General features: G+C 42.9%; 3 protein-coding genes, 2 tRNA genes and 3 rRNA genes. 3 read left to right on the top strand and 5 right to left on the bottom strand.

Annotated elements, in window-relative coordinates:
• Nucleotides 1-81: 81 nt before the first annotated feature.
• The 3 genes from ACYT6F_RS07310 to ACYT6F_RS07300 all read left to right on the top strand — a co-directional run bounded on the left by ACYT6F_RS07310 (nucleotide 82) and on the right by ACYT6F_RS07300 (nucleotide 7132).
• A complete protein-coding gene (locus ACYT6F_RS07310; RefSeq protein WP_472600566.1) occupies nucleotides 82-3222 on the top strand; it encodes a SusC/RagA family TonB-linked outer membrane protein in 3141 nt (1046 codons plus the stop codon).
• 13 nt (nucleotides 3223-3235) lie between these two features.
• A complete protein-coding gene (locus ACYT6F_RS07305; RefSeq protein WP_472600565.1) occupies nucleotides 3236-4711 on the top strand; it encodes a SusD/RagB family nutrient-binding outer membrane lipoprotein in 1476 nt (491 codons plus the stop codon).
• 78 nt (nucleotides 4712-4789) lie between these two features.
• Nucleotides 4790-7132 (top strand): phosphocholine-specific phospholipase C, encoded by a 2343-nt coding sequence (locus ACYT6F_RS07300; RefSeq protein WP_472600564.1) that lies wholly within the window; start codon nucleotides 4790-4792, stop codon nucleotides 7130-7132.
• Nucleotides 7133-7796: 664 nt separating this feature from the next.
• Here the strand turns inward: ACYT6F_RS07300 and rrf are convergent.
• The 5 genes from rrf to ACYT6F_RS07275 form a co-directional block, all read right to left on the bottom strand.
• A 5S ribosomal RNA gene (gene rrf / locus ACYT6F_RS07295) occupies nucleotides 7797-7904 on the bottom strand.
• A gap of 153 nt (nucleotides 7905-8057) precedes the next feature.
• Nucleotides 8058-10814 (bottom strand): 23S ribosomal RNA (locus tag ACYT6F_RS07290).
• Between the two features lie 154 nt (nucleotides 10815-10968).
• A tRNA-Ala gene (locus tag ACYT6F_RS07285) sits at nucleotides 10969-11045 on the bottom strand.
• Between the two features lie 82 nt (nucleotides 11046-11127).
• A tRNA-Ile gene (locus ACYT6F_RS07280) sits at nucleotides 11128-11201 on the bottom strand.
• Nucleotides 11202-11406: 205 nt separating this feature from the next.
• Nucleotides 11407-12923: ribosomal RNA gene (locus ACYT6F_RS07275) — 16S ribosomal RNA — on the bottom strand.
• The 16S, 23S and 5S rRNA genes sit together here with 2 tRNA genes alongside, the layout of an rRNA operon.
• Between the last annotated feature and the right edge of the window lie 91 nt (nucleotides 12924-13014).

Raw genomic sequence — 13014 nt, 5'->3', positions numbered from 1 at the left:
TCACATTGAAATTATATTTTTATTTTAATATCCGCGTAAAATTGTGGTAACAAAGCCTGTCTAAATTTGCCTTCAAAAAAAATGAAGAAGACTTTAGCAACTTTTGCGGTTTTTCTGCTCCCTCTTTACCTTACAGCTCAGGAAATATCTATTTCGGGCAACGTAAAATCCGAAAACGGAACCAGTGTTTCTGGGGTAAACATTACCGATAAAAACACAGGGAAAACTGCAGTTACCGACGAAAACGGTAATTTCACTATTTCAGCCAATCCGAAAGATATTCTTGAATTCTATTCCCCGGAATTTACCGCTTACAACATTGAAGTTTCCAATAGAAGGACTTATTCAGTTGTTTTAAAAAAAGTTAATGAAAAGCAAATTGAAGGAGTTGTCATCACTGCATTGGGGATTGCCAAAAAGAAAGAAAAAATCGGTTACGCTACACAGGAAGTTGCGACCAAACAATTTGAAACCATTACCACGCCAAGTATCGGAAACCTGTTCTCGGGACAGGTAGCGGGTTTAAATGTTTCTAATCCTACGGGAATGCAGCAGGCACCCCAATTTACATTAAGAGGAAACAGCAATCTTGTTTTTGTGATTGACGGCGTTATTGTTGAAAAAGAAGTTTTCCAAAACCTTGATCCTAATAATATTGACAATATCAACGTACTGAAAGGGGCAACCGCATCCGCACTGTATGGCTCCAGAGGAAGATTCGGAGCCGTTCTGATCACTACGAAGAGTGCGAAAAAGAAAGGATTTACCGTAGAGTTTTCTCAAAATACAATGATGACGGCAGGTTTTACCAATCTGCCCAAAACACAGACGGAATATGGAAACGGATCCCATGGAAAATACGAGTTCTGGGACGGTGCCGATGGAGGAGTAAATGACGGAGACATGATCTGGGGACCAAAATTTGTTCCGGGATTAAAAATCGCCCAATGGAACAGCCCAATCCGTGATAAGCAGACCGGACAGATTGTCCCATGGTATGGCGCAGTAACCGGAACCCAGTACGACGATAAATCAAGATACGAAAGAGTACCCATCGACTGGAAATACCACGATAACCTCGATATCTTTCTAAAGCCCGCGATTATTAACAATAATAATTTTGCGATCAGCTATAAAAATAATAAAGACGTTTACAGGCTTTCAGGGAACTTCATGAATTATGACGACCGGGTTCCGGAATCTTATCTTCAGCGTTACGGCGTAAATTTCTCCTCAGAAAATCATCTGGGAGAAAAATTAATCTTCGACACAAAATTTAATTTTAATCAGACATTTACCCCGAATATCCCAAACTACGATTACAACCCGAGTGGCCACATGTATACGATCCTGATCTGGATGGGAGGTGATGTAGACGGAAGGGATCTTAAAAACCATCTATGGATTCCCGGAAAAGAAGGCACTGCACAGGCCAACTGGAATTATGCATGGTACAACAACCCGTGGTTCGGAGCACAATTTTACAAGAATAAAAACAGGACAAACATCATTAATGCGCAGACCGGCTTAGAATATAAAGCAACAAAAGATTTTTCGGTGAAAGGCAAGATTTCCATTGTTGAAAACCACAACAAACAGGAAATACTGAGCCCATATTCCTACTTCAATTACAGCGCTCCTAGAAGTGGCGGCTATATTCTGAATGATACCAAAACATGGAATCTAAATTATGACGTTCTTGCTACTTACAAAAAGAAAATTTCAGAAAATTTTGATTTTACCGTCAATGCCGGAGGATCTGCATTTTACTACAAAAATGATATAGACAATGCTTCTACGGACGGATTGAAAATACCTGAACTGTATACGCTGGACAACTCTGTCGGCGCTGTAAAATACTATGATTATTTAAAAGAAAAATTGATCTACAGTGCCTATACCACTATCGATGTAGGGTTGTACAATGCATTCTTCCTGAATGTTTCCGGTCGTAATGACTGGTCTTCTACCCTGCCGAAAGCCAACAGATCGTATTTCTATCCTTCCGCATCTTTAAGCGCAGTGATTTCTAACCTTGTTACAATGCCGGAATCCATCAGCTTGCTTAAATTATCTGCTTCCTGGGCAAAAGTAGCGTATGATTTTCAGCCTTATTCCATCCGCAATTATTATGCAAACAACAGCGGAATCACTTTTAATGGAAATTCTACCTTTTACTACCCTACCACTTTAAATGTTGAAAATACCCTAAAACCGGAGCAGACAAAATCATATGAGCTTGGGTTGAGTGCAGGATTGTTTGACAACAGAATAACGCTGGATGCAACTTATTTCAGAACACTGGATTATAACAATATTCTACAGTTCCCGAGTGCTCAGTCTTCAGGCTTCACTTCGCAGTATGTCAACGGAAATGAATATACCACGAAAGGATTGGAAATTTCACTGGGGGTTACTCCCCTCAAAACCGGAAATTTCATGTGGAAATCATTGATCAACTGGAGTACTTATGAGCAGAAACTTACTTCCATCTACGCAGATATGCCCAATTACAACAACATCAAACTAGGTGAGAGGATGGACAGCTACTACGATTATACCTGGCAAAAATCTCCGGACGGAAAAGTAATCCTGAACGCCAATACCGGAATGCCTACCCGAGCAAACACCCCGACCAATCTGGGGCATTTTAATCCGGACTGGACCTTTGGTTTTAATAATATTTTTAAGTATAAAAAGTTCACTTTAAACATTGGAATCGACGGAAGTGTAGGCGGTGTTATTCGATCCCAGGTTGTCGAAAAAATGTGGTGGGGTGGCAAACATCCTAATTCTACCGCGTACAGAGATCTGGAATATGCCAATCCCGGAACTTATTATTTCGTACCTGATGGCGTGAATTACAATGCTGCAACAGGAACATACACACCGCACACCAAAGCTATCAGCTTCCAGGACTGGGCACAGAACTATCCTTATCAGGCAAGAGTAACCGAAGATGAAAGTGAGCTGTTTGCCAATGTTTTCGACAGGACATTCGTAAAGCTGAGATCCTTAATTCTGGAGTATGATTTCTCTTATTTACTGAATCCGAACGGAATGGTAAAAAGCTTTACAGCAAACATTTCAGGTTATAATCTCGCTGTATGGAAAAAGTCTAAAAACCTTTACTCTGACCCTGATTATAAAATCGGGACCGGAAATGACATTCAGGATCCTTCAAGCAGATGGATCGGAGTTGGGTTTAATCTTAAATTTTAATAAAATGTACATTATGAAAAATATTATAAAATCGATCTTCATTGCAGGAATAGTGTCATTGACATCCTGTGAATCTAATCTTGATACCATTAATGAAAATCCCAATGACCAGGCCAGCGTAGATCCGAAATATCTGCTTACATATGTTTCTTCAAATGCTTTCCAGGTAAATGGAGATAATATGTACGCTTCCAGGATGCTGATCGGTACGGACGGGGAAAATGTTTATCAATACCTGAAATGGAATGATGCATCCTTTGATACCTACTCAAAAGGGCTCCTCAATACAGTAAAAATGATGCAGGAAGCAGAGAAAATCAATAATAAAAATTACCAGGCAATCGGGAAGTTCTACAGAGCCTATTATTTTTTCAATTTAAGTTTAAAATTCGGAAGTATTCCGTACTCGGAAGCGGTAAAGGGGGAAGCGGGAATTACCCAGCCGAAATATGATGCTCAGGAAACTGTAATGGCAGGAATTCTTACAGAATTGAAGGAAGCCAACGATTTAATTAATTCCAATGACAAAATTGAAGGAGATATCATTTATAACGGAGATGCCACAAAATGGAAAAAATTAATCAATGCTTTCCGGTTAAAAATTTTAATTACCCTGTCTAAAAAAACAACCGTTGGAAGCTACAATATTGCGACAGAATTTGCATCTATTGCAGGAAGCCAGCCATTAATGGGTTCCATTGCCGATAACGGGGAATTGAAATTTGCAGATGCCGCAGACAGCCGTTATACTATGTTCAACAACAGCGGGTATGGCTCCAGTCTTTATATGGCCAACTATTTTATCAATTTATTTAAAGAAAGACAGGATCCGAGACTGTTTACTTTTGCAGCACAGACTACCGGAGCTAAAGAAGCAGGAAAACCGATTACTGATTTTACAGGATACAACGGCGGAAATCCCACTTCTCCGTATTCAGACAATGCGGCGCTGATCACTTCAAAAAATATTTCCAAGGTAAACGACAGGTTCTATAAAGACGCCACCAACGAGCCTTCCGCGATACTCAGTTATTCTGAACTAGAATTTATTCTGGCCGAAGCTGCAGCCAGAGGATGGATCTCAGGTTCTGCCAAAACACATTACGATAGTGCCATTAAAGCAAGCTTCACGTTTTATCAGACTTATGTAAAAAATCCGGGTCAGTATTTTACAGGATTTAATGTAAACAGTTATCTGGCGACACCTTTGGTCATTTATGACAGTACAGCGCCGCTGGCCACGCAACTGGAAAAAATAATGACTCAAAAGTACATGACCATGTTTCATCAGTCACAATGGACGTCATATTATGATTATCTGAGAACGGGATACCCGAATTTCCCTTTACAGGCTGGCGTATCCGCTCCTCTCCGCTTCAGATATCCGCAGTCGGAGTACAATTATAACAATACCAATCTTCAGGCTGCATTAGCTACGCAATACGGTGGAAATGACAACATCAATGCAAAGCCATGGTGGCTGAAGTAAAACAGTTAATTTTTTACATTAAAACAAAGAAATCGCAGGAAACCTATTAACTTGCGGTTTCTTTCTATTACGATCCATATGAACAGAAGAGAATTTTTGGAAAAATCAGGCATTTTACTGGCCGGACTTGGAACTTCAAGTGTCTTACACCCTTCCATTCTGAAAGCACTGATGATTGAACCTGCCGCACAGTCTACTTTTTATGATGCTGAACATGTTGTTATCCTAATGCAGGAAAACCGTTCTTTCGATCACGCCTTCGGTGCCCTGAAAGGAGTACGGGGCTTTCTGGACCGGAGAGCCTTCAAAAAACAGGACGGTCATTCAGTTTTTTTTCAGAAAAGCAATGACGGGAAATATGCTGCCCCTGCCCGCCTGGATTTAAGAAATACCAAATCTACCTGGATGAGCTCGCTTCCCCACTCCTGGGATAATCAGCAGCATGCACTGAATAAGGGAAAATATGACCGCTGGCTTCAGGCGAAAGCATCTGGCAACAAAAACTATAAAGACATCCCATTAACATTAGGATACTATAACCGTGAAGACCTGCCTTTTTATTATCAGCTGGCAGATGCCTTCACAATCTTTGATCAGTATTTTTGTTCATCGTTAACAGGAACTACCCCCAACAGGCTTTTCCACTGGTCAGGCACATTACGTGAACAGAAAACCGGTAAAGTAAAGGCTAATGTATATAATGAAAATATTGATTATGATAAAAACCACCAGGCAAGATGGAAGAGCTTTCCGGAAATACTCGAAGAGCAGGAAATTTCCTGGAAAATTTATCAGAATGAAATAAGTCTTCCAAAAGGTATGTCTGGTGAACAGGAAGCCTGGCTCAGTAATTTTACCGATAATCCTATTGAATGGTTTGCAAATTTTAACGTAAAATTTTCTAAAGGATATCATGAGCATATTCCCAGCATCATTGCTTATCTGAAGAAAGAGATTGAAAAAAATCCGGATCAGAAAGAAAACCTGGAGAAAAGGATCGCGGAACTTGAGGAAGATCAGATAAAATATCATCCGGACCAGTTTTCAAAACTTTCAAAGAAAGAAAAAAAGCTTCACGAAAAAGCGTTCACTACGAATAAAAATGATCCCGATTACCATAGTCTTGAAATCGGGTATGATGAAAGTGGAGAAAGGCTTGTTGTGCCGAAAGGTGACGTCTTGCACCAATTCAGAAAAGATGTTGAAAACAAAACGCTTCCTTTGGTATCATGGCTCATTGCTCCGGAGCATTTTTCAGATCATCCGGGTTCTCCATGGTATGGCGCCTGGTACATTTCCGAAGTGCTGAATATCCTGACGCAGGATCCTGAAACCTGGAAAAAAACAATCTTTATTATTAATTATGATGAGAATGATGGTTATTTCGATCATGTTCTGCCTTTTGCCCCACCCTTAAACCCAAGCCAGCCTGTAAATATGAACGGACCAGAGGGTGCTGAATATGTGAGCAGCAAGCAGGAATATATGGCTTCTCCGTCATTGAAAGACCACGAAAAAGTAGAAGGTACCGTTGGTCTTGGCTACAGAGTACCGATGATTATTGCATCACCATGGACAAAAGGCGGATTTGTAAATTCCGAGGTTTCAGACCATACTTCTGTGCTGATGTTCCTGGAAAACTTTATTTATAAAAAATTTAATAAAGATGTTACCATAGACAATATCAGCGACTGGAGAAGGGCTATTTGCGGTGATCTGACTTCCGCATTCAATGCTCCTAATATAAAAATTCCGGAGATGCGTTATCTGGATCAGAAAGAATATACCAAAACGATCAATGCCGCTAAAAATAAGCCCGTACCCAATTTAAAATGGTACAAGGAGAACGAACTGCATGCCGGCCTTCTTGCCATTCAGGAACGTGGCATTAAGCCTTCTCACTCGCTTCCTTATCATTATCATGTTAATTTCGAAAACGGGAAAATCAGCATGAAAAATTTAAAAGAAAAAGCTGTCCCGATTATTATTTATGACAGAACAAGATTCGAGGAAGATGACTTTTATTTTTCGTATGCCTTATATGCACATCAGGAATTATCCCATTCTGTACGTTCAGGGACTTATGACTATGAAATCTTTGGTCCTAACGGTTTCTTCAGGAAGTTCAAAGGCAACGATATTCCGAAGCTGAAAATATCGTTGATCCATAATCCTTCAAAAAATCTAGTAGAATTATGGATTGAAAAGCCCTCCGAAATCAATGTTTCTGTTATGATAGAAGATTTATATGAAAAAACTCAGAAAAACATAACTGTACATTCAACTGAAAAATTAAAACTCAATCTTAATAATACTAAAGGCTGGTACGATCTTAAGATAACTTCCGATGAAAACATCTGGCATTTCGCAGGTCGCCTGGAAAACGGCAGACCCTCAATTTCGGATCCGCACTGGAGCTGATGATATATTCATGCAATTAATCTTATAAACCTTATACCATCGTATAAGGTTTTTTAATTCTCCACAATAGCAAACAAAATTAAATCAATATAACTTTATTATTGTCCAATCGTATATAAAAATATTCTTTTTAATTTTCAAAAGCATTCAGTAAATACCAAAAAACACCTATTGTAGGCAACTAAGAATATCCCCTAAACACATACAATTATCGAAACGGATCAGAAGATCAGAAACATTCGATAAGTACAAAATAAAACTCTAGAATATCTTCAGGAGCTTCATCTCGCTATCCACTTTTACTCCTCGTGCCAGCCTTGGCCTGACTTTAGGCCATTACGCGCTCATACATACTGCGGGGTAACCGTTACTATCGAGGCTAGGGCAGTTGTCGTAACGAGAGCCAGTAGCCCTATTATAGTATGAGTAATGAGTAATGAGTGATAAAGCATGGATAAAATCAGGATTGGTGTTTCAGGTACGGCTCTAAACCTAACCCTTAAACTAGATTCTGAACCTTGAACCTTGAATCTTGCACCCTGAACGCTGAACCTTCAACACTGAACTTTGAACCTTAAACTTTAAACGTTGAACTTTGAACGTTGAACGTTGAATGGCTATAAACGAAAAAAACCTCACACATTGCTGTATGAGGTTTGTAAAAAACTGGCGGCGACCTACTCTCCCGCGTTAGCAGTACCATCGGCGCTGGTGGGCTTAACTTCTGTGTTCGGAATGGGAACAGGTGAGCCCCACCGCTAAAACCACCCTAAAGGTTGTATATAGGTTTAAGGTTTTTTCAGTTTAATGTTCAAAGTTTTAACCTTGAATCTTAAACATTGAACCTTGAACCATTTTTATCGGTAAATTTCATCACAAAGGCAAAACCTTGGTTGCACTTATAAGGCTTTATTGAGAACCAATAGGCAATAAATCTACGGGTAATTAGTACTACTCGGCTATGCTGTTACCAACTTTACACCTGTAGCCTATCAACGTGGTCATCTCCCACGACCCTTAAAAGATGTCTCATCTTGAGGCGAGTTTCACACTTATATGCTTTCAGTGTTTATCTCTTCCAAACATAGCTACTCAGCGGTGCACCTGGCGGTACAACTGATACACCAGAGGTTTGTTCAATTCGGTCCTCTCGTACTAGAATCAAGCCCTCTCAAACATCTAACGCCCGCAATAGATAGAGACCGAACTGTCTCACGACGTTCTGAACCCAGCTCGCGTGCCACTTTAATGGGCGAACAGCCCAACCCTTGGGACCTTCTCCAGCCCCAGGATGTGACGAGCCGACATCGAGGTGCCGAACCTCCCCGTCGATGTGAGCTCTTGGGGGAGACTAGCCTGTTATCCCCGGAGTACCTTTTATCCTATGAGCGATGGCCCTTCCATACGGAACCACCGGATCACTATGTCCTGCTTTCGCACCTGATCGACTTGTTGGTCTCACAGTCAAGCACCCTTATGCCATTACACTCTACGCACGGTTACCAAGCGTGCTGAGGGTACCTTTGAAAGCCTCCGTTACTCTTTTGGAGGCGACCACCCCAGTCAAACTACCCACCACGCAATGTCCTTCCGTAAGGAAGTTAGGCTCCAAGTAAGTAAAGGGTGGTATTTCAACGTCGGCTCCACAAACACTAGCGTGCCTGCTTCAAAGCCTCCCACCTATCCTACACATTACTTACTCAAAGTCAATACGAAGTTATAGTAAAGGTTCACAGGGTCTTTTCGTCCCATTGCGGGTAATCGGCATCTTCACCGATACTACAATTTCACCGAGCTCGTGGCTGAGACAGTGCCCAGATCGTTACACCATTCGTGCAGGTCGGAACTTACCCGACAAGGAATTTCGCTACCTTAGGACCGTTATAGTTACGGCCGCCGTTTACTGGGGCTTCAGTCAAACGCTTCGCTTACGCTAACGCCCTTCCTTAACCTTCCAGCACCGGGCAGGTGTCAGACCCTATACAGCATCTTTCGATTTAGCAGAGTCCTGTGTTTTTGATAAACAGTCGCCTGGGCCTCTTCACTGCGGCCACCATTGCTGATGGCGTCTCTTCTTCCGAAGTTACGAGACTATTTTGCCTAGTTCCTTAGCCACGACTCACTCGAGCACCTTAGGATTCTCTCCTCGACCACCTGTGTCGGTTTTGGTACGGGTTGCTTCACTTCGGCTTTTCTTGGATCCGATTACACTACAGCAGCTTCGCCCGAAGGCTAGGCCTTGACACTTCCGTCCGTCTTTAGTAGCTACATCGAACCGTCCCCTTTTTAGTGTGAGCAAGTATGGGAATATTAACCCATTGTCCATCCACTACCCCTTTCGGGTTCGCGTTAGGTCCCGACTAACCCTCAGCTGATTAGCATGGCTGAGGAAACCTTAGTCTTTCGGTGAGGGGGTTTCTCGCCCCCTTTATCGTTACTTATGCCTACATTTTCTTTTCTGTCCGCTCCACAATACCTCACGGTACTGCTTCGGCGCAAACAGAATGCTCTCCTACCAGATATAATAAAATTATAAATCCATAGCTTCGGTAATATGTTTATGCCCGATTATTATCCATGCCGGACCGCTCGACTAGTGAGCTGTTACGCACTCTTTAAATGAATGGCTGCTTCCAAGCCAACATCCTAGCTGTCAATGCAGTCCAACCGCGTTGCTTCAACTTAACATATATTTGGGGACCTTAGCTGTTGGTCTGGGTTCTTTCCCTCTCGGACATGGACCTTAGCACCCATGCCCTCACTGCCGTAGAACATTTATTAGCATTCGGAGTTTGTCAGGAATTGGTAGGCGATGAAACCCCCGCATCCAATCAGTAGCTCTACCTCTAATAAACTTATATACGACGCTGCACCTAAATGCATTTCGGAGAGTACGAGCTATCTCCCAGTTTGATTGGCCTTTCACCCCTACCCACAGGTCATCCGAAGACTTTTCAACGTCAACCGGTTCGGTCCTCCACTCTGTGTTACCAGAGCTTCAACCTGCCCATGGGTAGATCACAAGGTTTCGCGTCTAATCCTACTAACTATGCGCCCTATTCAGACTCGCTTTCGCTCCGGCTCCGGACCTGAAGTCCTTAACCTCGCTAGTAAAATTAACTCGTAGGCTCATTATGCAAAAGGCACGCCGTCACAGAATTAATCTGCTCCGACCGCTTGTAGGCGTACGGTTTCAGGTTCTATTTCACCCTTCTATTCGAAGTGCTTTTCACCTTTCCTTCACAGTACTTGTTCACTATCGGTCTTTCAGGAGTATTTAGCCTTGGAGGATGGTCCCCCCATATTCAGACAGGATTTCACGTGTCCCGCCCTACTCATTTATCACTTAAATATGCCTTTCATATACGGGGCTATCACCCTCTATGGCTGTTCTTTCCAGAACATTCTATTAAACATATAAAAGCTTTTGGGCTAATCCGCTTTCGCTCGCCACTACTTACGGAATCTCTTCGATTTCTTTTCCTCCGGGTACTTAGATGTTTCAGTTCTCCGGGTTTGCTCCCATTGCTGGGTGACATGTCTTCAACATGCCGGGTTGCCCCATTCGGACATCTCGGGATCAATTCGTGTGTGCCAATCCCCCGAGCTTTTCGCAGCTTACCACGTCCTTCTTCGCCTCTGAAAGCCTAGGCATCCGCCATACGCCCTTAACGATTTCTTTCCTATTTTTAGGTTACTCAAGCACTTATAAGTGCTCGGTTTTCTCTTTGTGATGTCTTTACCGTTAATGTCAATGATCTTATTTCTATTTCTGATCTAATTCGCAAATATTGTTTTTGGCTCTATCTGCTTTTTTAAAATTAAACCATCCATGATGGTGGAGAATAAGGGAGTCGAACCCTTGACCTCCTGCGTGCAAGGCAGGCGCTCTAGCCAGCTGAGCTAATTCCCCCTCTAGTTGCTTTTAGCTTTTGGCTTAGTGCTATTGGCTTTTGGCCAGAAGCTCGTCGCTAATTGCTATCCGCTTTAATTAGTAGTCTCGGGCAGGCTCGAACTGCCGACCTCTACATTATCAGTGTAGCGCTCTAACCAGCTGAGCTACGAGACTCTTTGTGTTCCGAGTTCCGTGTTTTTGGTTCCGGGTTATCCGTATCCATTAACTCGTACCCCGTCTCTCTGTTCCCTGATACTAATTTCTAGTGGGTTTTGTATTTTTAATATAAATCAACCAATAAAAAAACTAAAGCTTTACTTTGAAGTAAGTGCATGTACCTTACGGTACTAATTTTGTTTATCGTCTTAAAGACGCTCTAAAATGAGATGTTCCAGCCGCACCTTCCGGTACGGCTACCTTGTTACGACTTAGCCCTAGTTACCTGTTTTACCCTAGGCAGCTCCTTTTACGGTCACCGACTTCAGGTACCCCAGACTTCCATGGCTTGACGGGCGGTGTGTACAAGGCCCGGGAACGTATTCACCGCGCCATGGCTGATGCGCGATTACTAGCGATTCCAGCTTCATAGAGTCGAGTTGCAGACTCCAATCCGAACTGAGACCGGCTTTCGAGATTTGCATCACATCGCTGTGTAGCTGCCCTCTGTACCGGCCATTGTATTACGTGTGTGGCCCAAGGCGTAAGGGCCGTGATGATTTGACGTCATCCCCACCTTCCTCTCTACTTGCGTAGGCAGTCTCACTAGAGTCCCCAACTTAATGATGGCAACTAGTGACAGGGGTTGCGCTCGTTGCAGGACTTAACCTAACACCTCACGGCACGAGCTGACGACAACCATGCAGCACCTTGAAAATTGCCCGAAGGAAGGTCTATTTCTAAACCGATCAATTCCCATTTAAGCCTTGGTAAGGTTCCTCGCGTATCATCGAATTAAACCACATAATCCACCGCTTGTGCGGGCCCCCGTCAATTCCTTTGAGTTTCAAACTTGCGTTCGTACTCCCCAGGTGGCTAACTTATCACTTTCGCTTAGTCTCTGAATCCGAAAACCCAAAAACGAGTTAGCATCGTTTACAGCGTGGACTACCAGGGTATCTAATCCTGTTCGCTCCCCACGCTTTCGTCCATCAGCGTCAGTTAAGACATAGTGACCTGCCTTCGCAATTGGTGTTCTAAGTAATATCTATGCATTTCACCGCTACACTACTTATTCCAGCCACTTCTACCTTACTCAAGACCTGCAGTATCAATGGCAGTTTCACAGTTAAGCTGTGAGATTTCACCACTGACTTACAGATCCGCCTACGGACCCTTTAAACCCAATAAATCCGGATAACGCTTGCACCCTCCGTATTACCGCGGCTGCTGGCACGGAGTTAGCCGGTGCTTATTCGTACAGTACCTTCAGCTTTCCACACGTGGAAAGGTTTATCCCTGTACAAAAGAAGTTTACAACCCATAGGGCCGTCGTCCTTCACGCGGGATGGCTGGATCAGGCGCTAACCCATTGTCCAATATTCCTCACTGCTGCCTCCCGTAGGAGTCTGGTCCGTGTCTCAGTACCAGTGTGGGGGATCACCCTCTCAGGCCCCCTAAAGATCATCGACTTGGTGAGCCGTTACCTCACCAACTATCTAATCTTGCGCGTGCCCATCTTTATCCACCGGAGTTTTCAATATCAATTGATGCCAATCAATATATTATGGGGTATTAATCTTCCTTTCGAAAGGCTATCCCCCTGATAAAGGCAGGTTGCACACGTGTTCCGCACCCGTACGCCGCTCTCAAGATCCCGAAAGATCTCTACCGCTCAGCTTGCATGTGTTAGGCCTCCCGCTAGCGTTCATCCTGAGCCAGGATCAAACTCTCCATTGTATGTTTGTCTGACGCACTCAAAGTTTTTTAACGCTTTAGTTTTTCCTTACTTGGTTGTTATATTGTATGTCAATGATCTTTATATCTTCCG

The organism is Chryseobacterium sp. NG-CE01 (genome assembly GCF_055695505.1).
Note: the sequence above shows the minus strand (reverse complement) of the source record. Positions and strands in the feature narration are given on the sequence as shown.

What these genes read in the sequence shown, in the direction of transcription:
- ACYT6F_RS07305 (WP_472600565.1), top strand. Translation starts at nt 3,236, where the DNA reads ATGAAAAATATTATAAAATCGATCTTCATTGCAGGAATAGTGTCATTG.
- ACYT6F_RS07300 (WP_472600564.1), top strand. Translation starts at nt 4,790, where the DNA reads ATGAACAGAAGAGAATTTTTGGAAAAATCAGGCATTTTACTGGCCGGA.
- ACYT6F_RS07310 (WP_472600566.1), top strand. Translation starts at nt 82, where the DNA reads ATGAAGAAGACTTTAGCAACTTTTGCGGTTTTTCTGCTCCCTCTTTAC.